The sequence below is a fragment of the Elizabethkingia occulta genome, assembly GCF_002023715.1.
Lineage (GTDB): Bacteria > Bacteroidota > Bacteroidia > Flavobacteriales > Weeksellaceae > Elizabethkingia > Elizabethkingia occulta.
The window spans coordinates 367,722-382,194 of sequence record NZ_MAHX01000018.1 but is presented as its reverse complement, the minus strand read 5'-3'; the positions used below and the strand labels follow the sequence as shown (position 1 = coordinate 382,194).

Annotated in this window: 12 protein-coding genes; 9 read left to right on the top strand and 3 right to left on the bottom strand. The window is 30.2% G+C overall.

The genetic code is table 11. The features are described 5' to 3' along the window. Positions 1-287 precede the first annotated feature (287 nt). The 3 genes from BAZ10_RS15800 to mscL form a co-directional block, all read right to left on the bottom strand. Positions 288-875, bottom strand: coding sequence for a hypothetical protein (locus BAZ10_RS15800; RefSeq protein ID WP_021347360.1), 588 nt, complete (start codon positions 873-875; stop codon positions 288-290). 142 nt (positions 876-1,017) lie between these two features. Further along, a complete protein-coding gene (locus BAZ10_RS15795; protein WP_024568791.1) occupies positions 1,018-1,248 on the bottom strand; it encodes a hypothetical protein in 231 nt (76 codons plus the stop codon). Between the two features lie 209 nt (positions 1,249-1,457). Next, entirely contained in the window at positions 1,458-1,895 is a 438-nt protein-coding gene (mscL, locus tag BAZ10_RS15790) for a large conductance mechanosensitive channel protein MscL (protein WP_021347362.1), read from the bottom strand. Positions 1,896-2,547: 652 nt separating this feature from the next. Here mscL and BAZ10_RS19300 point away from each other — a divergent pair. The 9 genes from BAZ10_RS19300 (at position 2,548) to BAZ10_RS15740 (ending at position 14,318) form a co-directional block, all read left to right on the top strand. Beyond that, positions 2,548-4,062, top strand: a complete 1,515-nt coding sequence (locus tag BAZ10_RS19300) for a helix-turn-helix transcriptional regulator (RefSeq protein ID WP_236708426.1) — start codon at positions 2,548-2,550, stop codon at positions 4,060-4,062. Between the two features lie 178 nt (positions 4,063-4,240). Further along, positions 4,241-5,845 (top strand): helix-turn-helix domain-containing protein, encoded by a 1,605-nt coding sequence (locus BAZ10_RS19295; protein ID WP_245803840.1) that lies wholly within the window; start codon positions 4,241-4,243, stop codon positions 5,843-5,845. 634 nt (positions 5,846-6,479) lie between these two features. Beyond that, positions 6,480-6,686: a hypothetical protein gene (locus tag BAZ10_RS15770; protein ID WP_059330535.1), complete on the top strand. Its 207-nt coding sequence runs from the start codon at positions 6,480-6,482 to the stop codon at positions 6,684-6,686. Positions 6,687-6,732: 46 nt separating this feature from the next. Further along, positions 6,733-8,361 (top strand): fibrobacter succinogenes major paralogous domain-containing protein, encoded by a 1,629-nt coding sequence (locus BAZ10_RS15765; protein ID WP_078772836.1) that lies wholly within the window; start codon positions 6,733-6,735, stop codon positions 8,359-8,361. 156 nt (positions 8,362-8,517) lie between these two features. Next, positions 8,518-9,321: a hypothetical protein gene (locus BAZ10_RS15760; RefSeq protein ID WP_024568887.1), complete on the top strand. Its 804-nt coding sequence runs from the start codon at positions 8,518-8,520 to the stop codon at positions 9,319-9,321. 142 nt (positions 9,322-9,463) lie between these two features. Further along, entirely contained in the window at positions 9,464-11,086 is a 1,623-nt protein-coding gene (locus BAZ10_RS15755; RefSeq protein WP_078772835.1) for an FISUMP domain-containing protein, read from the top strand. A gap of 13 nt (positions 11,087-11,099) precedes the next feature. Continuing rightward, positions 11,100-11,549: a hypothetical protein gene (locus BAZ10_RS15750; RefSeq protein WP_078772834.1), complete on the top strand. Its 450-nt coding sequence runs from the start codon at positions 11,100-11,102 to the stop codon at positions 11,547-11,549. A 312-nt stretch (positions 11,550-11,861) separates the two neighbouring features. Continuing rightward, positions 11,862-13,436: a fibrobacter succinogenes major paralogous domain-containing protein gene (locus BAZ10_RS15745; protein ID WP_245803838.1), complete on the top strand. Its 1,575-nt coding sequence runs from the start codon at positions 11,862-11,864 to the stop codon at positions 13,434-13,436. Positions 13,437-13,589: 153 nt separating this feature from the next. Further along, complete coding sequence (locus tag BAZ10_RS15740) at positions 13,590-14,318, top strand: hypothetical protein (protein ID WP_078772832.1); 729 nt, start codon at positions 13,590-13,592, stop codon at positions 14,316-14,318. Positions 14,319-14,473: the final 155 nt, after the last annotated feature.

Here is a 14,473-nt window from a genome sequence, read left to right as displayed (position 1 = left end):
AAAAAGACTCAATTAATAGCTGTCTGAAATATGGGGTACTTACAATCGGCTTTATTTATCTTCAGAATGTTAGAGGTATTTAGAGAAGTCTTTAATTGCAGCTATTGTATTTCTAAAATAAAAATTCAATTTTTTGTCGAAAAACGGGTAGCTCAATATTATGGTTAAATAAAAAGAAACTACCCGAAAAATTGTTAATCGACTAAATCACGTATTATTATGAAAAAAAGTTAGAAGAAGATTTTATTTTCACTAAATCGTTAACAATTTTATTAAGTATAGATAGTTTAGTATTGTTTTGTTTCAATGCTATCAACAATAAGATGACCATTTAGCTTTATTATGTTATCATTAAGAATAGTCTTGCTAAGCTTAGAGTCATAGGACTCCACGTTAAGAATGTTGTCTTTGAAGTGTTTTCTACCGCTAAATACATTAATATTAACTGAAATATCTTTATTTGAAAGTATATTGTATAATTTTTTTGATATCATTATTTTTTTAAAATTAAAATTTATGGCATTAGAAATTTTTTCTTCTCTGATTTCAAAGTTGCCTAATTTTAATCCATCTGGACCAATCTCTTTTCTTATTTCTTCTGGGAAGATATCTTCGTCATCAATACTTGCATAGAGTAACAATGAAGCAATAACAGTTTCTTTGTTTTGCTGAAGTTTTTGTACAGCATCTTCAGAGAGGTAAACAATTAATCTTATATCAGGAATTATTACACTGTCTCCTTTTATTTGAATTTGATTTTTTTGATTCTTATAATTTTGAATAATCTGATTTTTTAAATCTTGTCCAGTAGGTTTGTCTTCACACTGTAAAGAGCAGAACGCTGTAATTAAAAGTAGATAAAAATTTAGTTTCATATTAATTGTTTTAGGTTTTGTGATTGTTTAAAAAAATTAGAGAAGTGGGTAGCTGATTTGGGATTCGCTACCCACTGAAACTGTAAATGTTTTTATTAATCATTAAACAGTTTCTTGTCCACCAATTGTTACAATAGATAATTCAGACTTTTAACTCAAAAAAGTAGGATTTTGTATGTGTTTCTTCTACAATATGCTCTTTATTGAAACATACTAAGAGAACCGTTTTCTTTCCCCACCATGTTTTTTTTACCTCGTAAATCCATACATCGTCAGGATAGTAATTAAAACCTTCACCCAATGTTTCAATAATATCTCTTTTGGTCATGCCTATAAGAAAGTTATGTTCAGAATCGTTATTGTTTTTTTTCATCTTATTTAAAAATTTAGATTATCCATTGAGGCAAGTAATCTGAACTTATATATTCTCAATGGCTTTTTTTATTGCAATATTCTTAGAAATAGTATTAAATCACAAAGCTTATATTTAATAATTACGGAAAATAATACTAATTCATTTTAATGTATTTATTTGATAATTAGGTGTTTGTGTAAAAGTATCGGGCAGTTGTTATTAAGGTTTTACTTCTTTCTTAGTTCATCGCGAATTTCTGCTAATAAAGTTTCTGAAGTGGAAACAATTGGCTTTGAGTCTTCTGCTTGCTTATTTTTTAACTGATTAATACTCTTAACCATTATAAAGACAACAAAGGCTAATAATGAAAAATTAATAGCAACTGTAATAAAGTTACCGTAAGCAAATATTGCAGCATCAGGGGCTATCTCTTTTGCTTTGGTTAAGGATGCTTCTTTAGGTATTAGCTCAGAACCTTTTCCTACAGCAAAAAAAACATTACTGAAATCTGGCTTACTTACAATAGCAGCAACAATCGGCATAATTAAATCATCAATTATACTTGTTACTATTTTGCCAAAAGCAGCACCGATAATTACACCTACTGCAAGATCAAATGCGTTACCTTTGATTGCAAATTCTTTAAATTCCTTAATGAATTTCATAGTTTTTTATTTATTTTAATTCTCTAATAATTTAATTTTCCAGAAAGAAATTATCTTCTGATAAAGAGTGTTGAAAAGTTTTATTTTAAAATAAAAGTCTTTCTATCTAATAAGTATCTTCGATTTTCAAAAATTATCTATCTGGTTAACTGGATGATAATAGTTATTTCAACGCATTTAAATTTTGTAAAATGTTTTAAAACCCACTATGAATTTCAATAGTTTTACTCGTTTGTAGGGCAAACGAAAGCATTAATCCAAAAAAGCATTTTTTACGAAAGCCATAATTATCCTTGCTAAAAATTTTAACAGCTTTTAGAATATTTACTCGACAAGATTAGTGAAATATTTCAGATTTAATAATTATTAGATTTAATGATTTCGGAATAAATGTATAGTATAATCTGCAATAAGTATTGTAAATATGACCTGTAGGCTTAGGTTTAAGATCGGGTTATTTTCTTTAATTATTTAAAATGTTTTAATATTAAAATTTGATCATTTATTTTGTGTTCAATTAACTTATTATTATATTTATTTATGAATGTAATTGTATAAAGTGTTTATGCTTGTAAATAAGTTATTTGTTTTTGTGAGCTTGTTGATAGTGATTTGCTGCAGATCACAGACTAATAAGTTATCTACAACTGAAATGAATTCTCAGTATGATGAGATAGAAGCTAAGGATTTTAAGTTTAAAGAGATTGATCAAATTAAAAGATTGTATGCTTTTTATAATAGTAAAAATTATAAGCCCGGAATTCTTAGAGGTTTAGTTGCATTTCAAAGACACTTTCTGACTAAGGGTGACTATGATGCATCATTAGATTATGGTAATAAAGCAGAAATTATGGCAAAGCATCTTAATAATGCTAAGATGCTCAGCATTATATATATGCAGAAAGGTAATATCTACATAAGGTTAGGAATGTCTCGTCAGGGTAAGAAAAATCTCGATTTAGCCAGTAAATACTGTGAGAAAATTGTTGACAAGTCGGATCGGGGTATTATTTTTTCTTATATATACGCAACAGATGCTGGGCTTTATGAGGGAAGGAAAAAGTATGATTCTGTTATTTATTACCATAAGAAAGCACTTCAGATAATAGAAAATATACCTGTTGGAAACCTAAATCAAGTTCAGAAGACAAAATATTATTATTTACTTATTATAAATACTATGAATATGGGGAATTCTTATACCTATTTTTTTTCCCCTCCCCAATTGGAAAAAGCTGAACCATATTTTGAAAAAACTTTAAGTTATTCAAAAAGTGCTCCCCAATATTTTGAGCCAATGGCTATGGATGCTTATTATTCTGTTGCTTATTTTTATTATAAGAAAAAAGATTATTCAAAAAGCATTGAATTTTCAGAAAAACTTCTTGAAATAGAAAAAAAAGAAAAAGATCCTGAACAAAGGTTGTCAACTTATGAAATTTTAAAAGATTCTTATGGTGCTCTTAATGATTTTCCTCAACAAAATAAATATTTAAGATTATATAGTAGTCTTTCTGATAGTCTCTCACAAATACAGAACAATACGATTGTTCTGTATTCTGAAAGAAAAAAAAATGATTCAATGGGAAGGATTTCTGATCTTAAAAAGTATTTATCATTATGCATAGTTATTTCCGGACTAATTATAGTAATAACTGGAATGGGGCTTTATGGCAGGAATAGGATGCTTAAAGAGAAATATTTAGCATTGATAGACAAATTAGACAGGAATTATGAGACGAATTCGAAACCTGTGGTTGTTAATGTTGAAGAGCGAGAGAATCCGAAGATTAATATCTCTTCAGATAAAGAAAGAGATTTATTAAAAAAAATTGAGGCATTTGAAACGTCTCAAAAGTTTTTGAGAAAAAATTTAACACTTTCCTACATGTCGGATCTCTTTAATACCAATCCACGATACCTGTCCCAGATAATCCATGATCATAAAGGTCAGAATTTTAACAACTATATCAATCGATTGAGGATTAATTATATTTCAGATAGGTTATATAATGTTATAATATATAGAGAATATAAGGTAAGTTATCTTGCAGAGGAATGTGGTTATGCCTCACCACAAGTTTTTATTAATGCGTTTAGAAAAGAAACTGGAATGACTCCATCATACTTTATTAAGGAACTAAAAAAACAAGCTATAGTTTTATAATTGTATAATCGCTATTTTAATAAATAAAATATTATAGTTTACAAATTAAAGTATTTGTTATACAATTGATTGAGTTGTATTTTATATTTAATAATAACGGAAATAATAACAACTTAATTTTATAAATGATGTTTCTAATGAATATCTTTATGTGAAAAATTGGTAATTTAATGTTAATATGATTTGTAAAAATATAATTTTTTTTATTTGTTTTTTATTAATAGAGGTCTCTTATTCACAGACCTTAAATTTATCAGAATCTGAAGTAGCTCTTAGATTTGATAAAATTGAGGTGAAAGATTTAAGATTTAAAACTAATATTGGAGAAGTAAAACAGCTATATGAATATTCTAAAAATAAAAGATACAAATCAGGAATATTGAGAGGACTAGTTGCATTACAAAGGCATTACTTATTAGAGTCTAATTATATCCTATCTTTAAATTATGGTCATCAGGCAGAAGAGCTGGCATTAAAATTAAAAAATTATTCTATACTTACTGCAACCTATATGTATAAAGGTGATGCATTTACAAAGCTTGGAATGAATAGGGAGGCAAAGGATTATTTAGATATATCTTTAAAATATAATGATAAGATACAGGATGATGTAGATAGAAAAATGCTTTTGTCTTCTATATATACTGTATTAGGAGCATTGTATGCTAATAAAAAAGAAAAGAATTTGGTTATAACATTCTACCAAAAAGCTCTAGATGTTGTAGAGGCTATACCTACAAATAACCTTACAGAACTACAAAAGACACGATACTTTTATCTACTTATTTTTCATAATATGAATATGGGAAATTCATATAGTTTCTATCATAATCCTCCGCAAATGGACAGGGCTGAGCATTATTTTCTTAAAACTTTAAGTTTTGCTAAAAGTCATCCAAATGAATTTAGAACAGCAGAAATGAATGTTTACTATTCGGTAGCTTATTTTTATTTTTTGAAAAAAGATTATCCGAAATGTATTTTATATTCAGGAAAACTTCTTGAAGTAGAAAAATATAGAAAAAATCCTGAAATAAGACTCTATGCATATGAGAATTTAAAAGATTCTTATGATGCTCTGGATGATTTGCCTCACCAAAATAAATATTTGAAATTATATGTTCAGCTATCTGATAGCCTGTCAAATGTCAAGAAAGGTTCAGTGATTTATCATTCTGAAGATCAGTCGACAAGGTCAGAAGGAGAAATTTCTATTCTGAAGAAATATTTGTTCTTATCTATAGTTATTGCTGGAATTGTTCTATTGATAACAGGAATTTATTTTTATGAAAGAAATAAAATACTCAGAAAAAAATATTTTTTGTTGATAGATAAACTAGATAGTAATAATGATATTGCCAGTGCTCCTTTAATTAATGATGAACAAATTGAAGATAATGAAGTTGTTAAAATCAATATTTCTTCTGATAAAGAGAAATCGATCTTAAAAAAGATAGAAGCATTTGAAACTTCAGAAAAATTTCTAAGAAAGAATTTAACTCTTTCTTACATGTCAAATCTATTTAATACAAATCCAAAATATCTTTCTCAGATAATCCGAGAAAGTAAAAATCAGAATTTTAATGGTTATATTAATCAATTGAGAATAAACTATATTTCCAATAAGCTATATAATATACCACTGTATAGGGAATATAAAATCAGTTATCTTGCCGAGGAGTGTGGTTATGCCTCTTCACAAGTTTTCATCAATGCATTTAGAAAAGAAACAGGAATGACTCCTTCTTATTTTATTAATGAGTTGAAGAATAAAGCAGAGTAAACTCTTAATTCAAATTTTTAACATTTTTTAATGTTGACTTAACTGTCTATTAATTGAAGTCAATCAAGTCAATGATGAAAATCTTTATAATTCATGGATCTCAGTGCCTCAAAAACTATTATTTAGTGAGTAAAGTAAAGTCTTATTTAACTTTGAGAATAGCATTAGATTAATATAAGGAGGTATAGAATGCTTTTAGTTAGGATGAAAATAAATATTTCTATTCTTCTCTTAAGTAAGTCGACATATTTTAAAACTAAAATCATTTTTTACTATTTCTTTCTTGTTGCATTATCTGTAATTTGATTTTCAGAATAGAAAGATCTTGATTCATTTTTCTGTTTAAATATTTAAATTTTAACAGCAATTTTTTTGCTCAAACTTATTCTTTTCTAAGTCAAAATTCTAGAATGTTTGAACATGTTTTTAATGTGTTTAACGTGTTGGTATTTAGTTGTTTAGTTTGTTGTTTAATGGTTTATTATTCCGAAATCATTAATTGTTGTCCTTGGATTTTGTTTCATTTTGCCCTCAAATTTGCAGCAGATTTTTAGCCTCTGGTTATGAAATTATTAACAGCTTAACTAGCATTTCTAAATCAAGGATTACATAATAATACAATACACAAAAGAAAATGAAAATTCTAAAAGAAGAAACCAAATCACATGAGAAAAAGGAATATACAGCTCCTGTATTAGAAGTTGTTTTAATCGAAATGGAACAAGGAATTGCAGCTGGTTCTGCATCAACAAATGTTGGTGTAGATGCAAATGGAAATGCAGCTTCAATAGATACAGATTGGGGAGGTACTGATGATACTGTAATAGATACTCCTTTTTAAGTTGATAAAAACACGATTCACATACACACAATAAACACGAAAAAAAATGTTAAACGAAAAACAAAAATCATTAATATCGAGAATGATCTTTATGATCGTTTTTATGGTGTTCTTTATATCGTTATTGTCGTTATCATCATGTCGTACTACTGATCATGAAAATATTACTGCAGGAGGGAGAATAGCTGCTGTAAAAATTAATTTATTAGGAACAGAATATGCTAATTCTGATGAACCAACGAAGATTGCTTCCATAAATCAAAAAAAAATTATGGAAGCTAATCGTATTCAACGTTATAATGTTTTGCTATCACCTAGTTCACTTATTAATGCTGAACTGGAACCAGTTAGAATTTTAAATACGGTAACTTCTACTTCAAAGAATCTTAATACCAAAGCTGCTGTTTTGGGAAATCCGATAGGGGAAGGAATAAAGTTCAGAGTTATTGCATATAAACAAAATAATGGTTCTTATCAAATTCATCATGATTATACTGTTGGACAACAAGCAGTTCCGTTAATGTTAGATGACGGAGTAACATATGATATTATTGTTTATTCTTATGGAGCAAATACTTTACCAAATATAAGTACCAATGAACAAACAAATATTGGTAACGCTAAGATTAATTATGATAGCGATAATCGTGATTTAATGTACCAGAGAATAAGCAGTTTTATACCTAATGGAAATAGTGCTAATAATTCTTTGAACATTAAATTAAAACATAAGATACCTAATTTAACTATTACATTAAAATCTAACTCAATTATTAGTTCAGTCTCAAATGCATTAATAGGTAATAATTATGCTAATGCAAAATTATCTCTTCAGTCCGGAGGGATGACAGATTGGGGTAGTTCTAACAAAGTGAATGTAAACTTTCCTTCCGGTTCTTCAAATTCTTTAGTTTCTTCACCAGTATTTGTAAATAATGATACAAATAAAGGTTTATTTTCAGCAGATATTACTGTTGCGGGAATTACAAAAACAATTGATTTGGTGGATGCCTTTAAAATTATACCTGAGTATAAAAGTAATTTGACTATAAATTTAAAAACGTGTGGCGCTTATATCGGTTCCAATACAAATCCCGCAAATTATAAAGAATTTATGTGTCAAAACTTAGGTGCAACAGAAGGTGTAGATCCATTTAGTCCTGAAGCTGGTAATCATGGAGCAAAGTATCAATGGGGAGCAAAGACTGGAGAAGTGGGACGTTATGTTTCACAAGCTGACGATCAAAGTAAGGATGGAGATATTTCTGGTTGGGAAAACTATAAAAAACCTGCTGGATCCTGGAGTGATAACAGTAAAACGGAAAATGACCCATGTCCTTCTGGATATAGGATGCCTACCGTAGCACAATGGCAAGGAGTTATTAGTAATAATAATGTAGAAAGAGTTGGAGGTACTTGGGCTAATGACAAAAATAATTATACTACAGCGCTTTACTTCAGAAGTCCATCTAATATACGTACACTAATGCTCCCTGTTGCCGGGGATCGTAATAGTGCTGGTGGTGGACTGAGTTATAGAGGTATGTACGGATTCTACTGGAGTTCTAGTGGTAGTGAATCTTATGCTAGCTACCTCAGTTTTAGTAGCGGTAGCGTGAGTGTGTACAATGATGGTCGTACGGAAGGTTATTCTGTTCGGTGTATTAAGGAATAGATCGTATTTAACTCTTTCATTGAAATTGCTTTCTTAATGTCCTATGTTCTCATTTATTCAATTATCTAAAATTCTAAACAAACGATGCAAAGAACCTCAATAATACCACTCATTTTAATGCTATTTTATATAAGCATTAAAGCTCAAAATATTAACATGTATTTTCCTCATTTTGCAGGAAAGACTTATGATTTCATTATTTTCCAGGGAGGGCAACAACGAATAGTTTATCAAGGAACTATACCAGAGGATGGTAAATTCACACTGAGCATTCCAGAAGAAAACAAACCTTATAAAGGAATGAGCCGTTGGCTTATAACAGGAACTAAAGAAGGAGGTGGACTAGATATGTTTATTCCTGGAAGAGATTTTTCTGTAAGCTGTAATGAAGCTACTCCTAATAACAGTAATATTATATATGCAAATAATGATTATAATAAAGAACTTAATAATCTACATAAGAAACAGGAAAGTATTCTTAGTCGGTATGAAGTCATGAATCAGGCATTGCGGGTATTTTCTGATAAAGATAAAAACTATCGTGTTTTTAAAACAGAATTTCAAAAGCAAAAGAATGCTTATCGTGATTTTCAAAAAAATCTTGATTGCAGGTTTGATTATATAAGTCAGTTTTTGCAGATTGTTAATATTACTAGAGGAATAGGGACAGAGCTTAAAGAAAGTCAAGATGATAAAGCAGAGAGTATTAATAGCTATATCATTCATAAACTTAACTGGGAATATTTGTATACTTCTGGACATTGGAATACAATTATTGACTCTTGGATAAGTATTCATACCAGAGTGATTAAAGATACCAAAAGGTTTGCTAAAGACTACAAGGTAATTGAATTAAAACTAAAGTCTGAGAAGCTCCATTATGACTTTTCAGAGAGGATTAAACAGAACCTTACAACTGACAATAAGCAGGACTATCTTAAAGAATTAAAGATTAACTAGTTGATCTTAATAATACATTTTTCATCGAATGTGTGGTGTGAAGCTATATATTGTATAGCTAAGTAGGCGGGGTGCCGCCTACTTTTTTCTAAAATTTGGTAATATTCAAACGTTAAGGTAAAAACATTGTAATTCAGCTATTATGAAAAAAAACATAAATATTAACAAAAGCATAAAACATATAAGCTTTAATATTGCTATACTATCAAACCTCTTCTATATTAGCTCCTGTCGTAGTGCGGAACATGATAATATTATTGCAGGAGGAGGAATAGCAGCTGTAAAGATTAATCTATTGGGTTCTGATTATGCTTCAGGTAAATCTTCAACTCAGGCTAATTTAAAAGAAACGACTTTACCAGTAAAAGGTAATGTCCAGCGTCAAAGTAAAATGATTACGCCAAGTCTTTTTTTTGAAGTAGAATTAGCTCCTTCAAACAATAATGCTAAAAAATCTGGTAATGCATCAGCTGAATCCTCTGCTTTAGTAGCTGGAGATCAGATAGGAGCAGGAATGAAGTTTCGGATTATAGCCTACAGACAGGATGATAATAGCTATCAGGCACATCAGGACTACACTGTTGGAGAACAGGCTCAGCCATTAATGTTAGATAGCGGAAAGACTTATACAATTATTGCTTATTCTTATGGTAGTACTTCAGCATTGCCACAAATAAGCACGGGAGAAATGACAAATCTTAGTCAAGCACAGATTGGTTATGATGATAACAACAAAGATTTGATGTATCAGAAAACAGAAGGTTTTATCCCTGATGGAAATAATCCGAATAATAAAGTTGATATAAAGCTAAGACATAAACTAAGTCAAATTACTACTGTAATAAACTCTTATATAGGTGATATAAGTGAAATCAGTTGGGCATATCTAAGACCTCACCATCCTCAGGGTGTTTTATCATTATCTAATGGGACTATATCAAGAACTTATGAGAGTACAGAGCGTTTAAATTTTTCAGGCTCATTTCCAACAACTACTGCAACAGCTGATCCAGTATTAATCAATGCAGATACTAATGGAAGTCTTACGGGATTATTTAGTGCAAGTTTAACTGTAAACCATGTAGGTAAAACAATTGATTTGCCTAATTCTTTCAAAATAGCACCTGAAAACAAAAGTACTCTTACTATAAATTTAAAAAAATGTGGTGCTTATTTGGGGCCAAATAATACACAATGGAAAGAATTTATGTGTCAAAATTTAGGTGCAACAGAAGGAATTAATCCCTTTAGTCCAGAAGCTGGTAATCATGGAGCAAAGTATCAATGGGGAGCTCAGACTGGAGAAGCAGGAAGATATATTTCTCAAGCTGATGATCAAAATAATTCTGGAACAATATCAGGATGGGATTCCACACCAAAGCCTGATGGATCTTGGAGTGATACGAGTAAAACAGCAAACGACCCATGTCCTTCAGGCTATCGTGTACCAACCAGTGCTCAATGGCAGGCTGTTATAGCTAATAATCCAAATGTAGAAAGAGTTGGTTCTTGGGCTAATGATGGAAATTATACTTCAGCTTTATACATTAGAAATTCTTCAAATATTCGTACTCTAATGCTTCCTGCTGTTGGTTATCGTGACTTCACAGACGGAACGCTATACCTTAGAGGTAACTTCGGTTTCTATTGGAGTTCTAGTGGAGCTACTTCTTATGCGTTCAGCCTGTACTTTAGTAGCAGTAGTGTAAATGCGAGCTATGGCAATCGTACGGGCGGTTTTTCTGTTCGTTGTGTTGCAGAATAAATTCTATTAAGCAATGATTGAGAGATACATTGATATGTCAATAATTATTGATATAGTAATTTTTCTGGTATTTCCTGTATCAGTGTTTATATGGTATAAATATTATGGGGAAGAGTATTATATTGAAGAAGAGGTAAGTTGTAAAGAGCTATTAATGTATGGATATTGTTTAGATATCAATCATTTAATAGAAAGGAACTCTCCTTATTTCTGGTATTGTTTTCAAAAGGTCTATCCTGATTTCTGTGCAGGATTATTGGAGGAAAATCCAAGTTTAGGTATCTCTGAACTTAAACTTTGTGCTTATATCTATCAGAGGTATAAATCCTGTGAAATTGCAGAATATACTAATATGCCTATGACATCAGTTAAGCATAATCTATTTGTAGTAGAAAATAAACTAAAATTATTGCCAGGTGAAAATTTACAAACTTGGTTAAGAAATTATTATGCTACTGAATAGATAGTTTTTTTATTGGTTTTAGTTATGTAAATGAATTATTCTGATATCTATTTGAATATTAATACTAGTAGTAAAAAGATGTTTGACTCATTCGTGATTTATATAATGGTGAGTTTATTTGCCAATAGAGGACCATGACAATGATACTTAATATTAATAGAATATTTCCAAATCATAACAAGATTATCATGAATAAATAGTTTGCATAAAAAAATTAAGTCTTAGATATATAGTTGAATAATCAATAATAATTTAAATATAATGAAAAAAAATACGGTTTTTAATGGTTTAGTACTGTGCGGTTTAATTAGTGTGAGCTCTTGTCGTAGTACAGAAATAGACAACTCTTTTACTGCAGGATTATCATCAGTGAAAATTAATTTATTAGGATCTGAATATGCTAATTCTAATGTTTCCAATCCTGTTGCATCACTAAATAAAGAAGCATTTTCTTCCGATATGAAAAGAGTATCATTAATAACACCAAGTACTGTATTAGTAGCAGAATTGAATTCTGATACTTCATCATTGAAAACCCTTGCAACTCAAGACAAAGGAATTAATACAACTAGTAGTGTATCGGGAGATAAATTAGAGTCCGGATTAAAGTTCCGGGTTATTGCTTACAACAAAGATGGCATATATTTTACACATGGAGACTATACTATTGGTAGTCACGCAACCCCTTTAATGTTAAATGGAGGAGAAGGTTATGATATTATAATTTACTCTTTTGGTACTGATAAGTTACCGGATATCAACGAAAGTGAAATGAGAAATATTAATGTTGCAAAAATTGATAATCTTTATGATAATGAATACATAGGGAAAGATTTTATGTATCAAAAAATTAATTATACTCCAAATGGAAATAATTCCAATAACACACTGAATTTTACATTAAGACATAAATTGTCAAAAATTACTGTTATAGTAAAATCTTCTTTTGGAGATATTTCAGAAATTCGAAACGCCTCTCTAGAACCTCATTTCGGTGGTGGAAAGATATCATTATCTGACGGAAGAATTAAAGCAGATTATGTAAGTTACACAGTGCCACGTTTTGCGGGGCCATTTCCCAGCTCAGAACAAATTGCAAATCCTGTACTTATCAATAATGAAAATACGGCAAATACTTTTTCAGCAGATGTAACTTTATTAGGCTATACAAAATCAGTAAGCTTAAGTGGTTTTAAAATCCCATCTAGTACTAATGCTAATTTAGTAGTTAATATGAAAACATGCAGTGCTTATATAGCTCCTGGTGTTTTAAAAGAATTTATGTGTCATAATCTAGGAGCAGATACATCGGCTGATCCCTTTGTGCCAAGTTCAGCTATTCATGGGGCAAAATATCAGTGGGGTGCAGGTGCTGAGGAATACGGGAGATATATCTCTCAATCCACAGACCAATTTAATCCCGGATTTAGACCTGATGGCTATATTACGACTAGTGATAAAGCTGATGATTCTTGGCTCGACACAAAGAAGACTTCCAATGATCCCTGTCCATCTGGATTCAGAGTGCCAACAATCCTTGATTGGGAGGGAGTAAGTAGTAATAATCCAAATAAGGAGCGAGTAGGAACATGGGAAAATGGTGTAAATAATTATGGCGCTGCTATTTATTATGGAACAGCTAAATCTCCACGTACTCTGATGATACCTATTGCTGGATATCGTGGCGGGTTGGACGGAGTATTGATGTATCGTGGTGCTAGAGCTAAATATTGGACAAGCTCTAATTATAATTATGGTTATCCGGATACTATTGGTTCAGATCCATTGGGCAAAGCGACTTATTTTTTTAATGAATTCAATGTTGAAGGGCGAAGTTTGGAGGATTATATGACTACTGGCGCAAGTATTCGTTGTATTGCAGAATAATATTCTTATTTAAGATAAAATAATAATGGATTTTAGAATGCTTTAACGAAAATTTTAAGTAATTCAAACAAATACAATTTTATCATTATTAATTTGTAATTTTAAATGATGATTAATCATGAATTTGTATTATTAACTTTATAAATATATGATATGAAAAACAATTTTTTTATTATTACTGTGATTATGACATTTAGTTGTATCTCGCAACTACAAGCTCAGTCAAAAAGAATATTCTCCGGAAACTTTTCAAGTGAAGGAGATGTGACTGCAAAAGGAATTATGACTATGGAACTAACCCAGTCGGGTGCGAAAATAGAAGGAGTGTCTGATTATAAAACAAATGATGGCATGTTAAGTACAGGAATGCTCTCTGTAAATGGTTATACAAAGGATAATGTTGGTTATATACGATTTAGAGACCAAAGGGGAAATACAGTTGGGGATGGTAGTATCGTTTATCAGGATGGTAGTACGATTTATTTTAAACAGACTACAAGATCATCTACACTTCCCGCTTTATCCTACCTTTATAGGGTATCCACTAATGATGATATGCGTAGTCAATCGGTTACTAATTATTCTGGTAAATATTCTAATGAAGGTGATACAACAGCTAATGGAATTATTTCCTTTGAAATATCGCAATCCGGAACTAAGCTTGAAGGTATTGCAAATTACAAAACATTTGATCAACAATTGAATACAGGAATCTTATCCGTCAATGGTTATATAAAAGAAGGAATGGCATACATCAGATTTAGAGATCAAAAAGGTGCTACAGTAGCAGATGGGGCTTTGAGTGTAGATGATGGGAATATTATTTTTAGGCAGACAACATTATCTAATCTGCTACCTCATTATGCGGTACTTTACAGATAGAAATTATTATCAGATGTAATGTATAAAATAATGTATAAAAGGTGAACTTTAAATTAAAGATTCAGCTTTTATATATTTTAAATAAAGCTTAAACTTCTTTTGTAGAATTTATAACATAAGCAGTTTCATTATAATTAAAACAGATTAGATCTTGA

What these genes read in the sequence shown, in the direction of transcription:
- BAZ10_RS15800 (WP_021347360.1), bottom strand. Translation starts at nt 875, where the DNA reads ATGAAACTAAATTTTTATCTACTTTTAATTACAGCGTTCTGCTCTTTA.
- BAZ10_RS15795 (WP_024568791.1), bottom strand. Translation starts at nt 1,248, where the DNA reads ATGAAAAAAAACAATAACGATTCTGAACATAACTTTCTTATAGGCATG.
- mscL (WP_021347362.1), bottom strand. Translation starts at nt 1,895, where the DNA reads ATGAAATTCATTAAGGAATTTAAAGAATTTGCAATCAAAGGTAACGCA.
- BAZ10_RS19300 (WP_236708426.1), top strand. Translation starts at nt 2,548, where the DNA reads ATGAATTCTCAGTATGATGAGATAGAAGCTAAGGATTTTAAGTTTAAA.
- BAZ10_RS19295 (WP_245803840.1), top strand. Translation starts at nt 4,241, where the DNA reads ATGATTTGTAAAAATATAATTTTTTTTATTTGTTTTTTATTAATAGAG.
- BAZ10_RS15770 (WP_059330535.1), top strand. Translation starts at nt 6,480, where the DNA reads ATGAAAATTCTAAAAGAAGAAACCAAATCACATGAGAAAAAGGAATAT.
- BAZ10_RS15765 (WP_078772836.1), top strand. Translation starts at nt 6,733, where the DNA reads ATGTTAAACGAAAAACAAAAATCATTAATATCGAGAATGATCTTTATG.
- BAZ10_RS15760 (WP_024568887.1), top strand. Translation starts at nt 8,518, where the DNA reads ATGTATTTTCCTCATTTTGCAGGAAAGACTTATGATTTCATTATTTTC.
- BAZ10_RS15755 (WP_078772835.1), top strand. Translation starts at nt 9,464, where the DNA reads ATGAAAAAAAACATAAATATTAACAAAAGCATAAAACATATAAGCTTT.
- BAZ10_RS15750 (WP_078772834.1), top strand. Translation starts at nt 11,100, where the DNA reads ATGATTGAGAGATACATTGATATGTCAATAATTATTGATATAGTAATT.
- BAZ10_RS15740 (WP_078772832.1), top strand. Translation starts at nt 13,590, where the DNA reads ATGAAAAACAATTTTTTTATTATTACTGTGATTATGACATTTAGTTGT.